Source organism: Vibrio sp. HI00D65 (assembly GCF_001635455.1).
Lineage (GTDB): Bacteria > Pseudomonadota > Gammaproteobacteria > Enterobacterales > Vibrionaceae > Vibrio.
Genome location: NZ_LWEH01000430.1, coordinates 1 through 220, shown reverse-complemented (window position 1 = coordinate 220; position 220 = coordinate 1). Strand labels below are relative to the sequence as shown.

General features: G+C 49.5%; 2 tRNA genes. Both read right to left on the bottom strand.

The window, feature by feature from the left end:
- Position 1: 1 nt before the first annotated feature.
- Positions 2 to 74 (bottom strand) — tRNA-Thr (locus tag A3712_RS21725).
- A 13-nt stretch (positions 75 to 87) separates the two neighbouring features.
- Positions 88 to 162 (bottom strand) — tRNA-Gly (locus A3712_RS21720).
- Positions 163 to 220 lie beyond the last annotated feature (58 nt).

The following is a 220-nucleotide window of genomic DNA, read 5'->3' as shown; positions in this document are numbered from 1 at the left end:
GTGCTAATACCCAGAGTCGAACTGGGGACCTCACCCTTACCAAGGGTGCGCTCTACCGACTGAGCTATATCAGCACACAAAATGAGTTGGAGCGTGCAGCGGGAATCGAACCCGCATCATCAGCTTGGAAGGCTGAGGTAATAGCCATTATACGATGCACGCAACACGTAACTCTGTTTGAGCTATTTAACCTTTAGAATATGGTGGAGAGGGACGGATT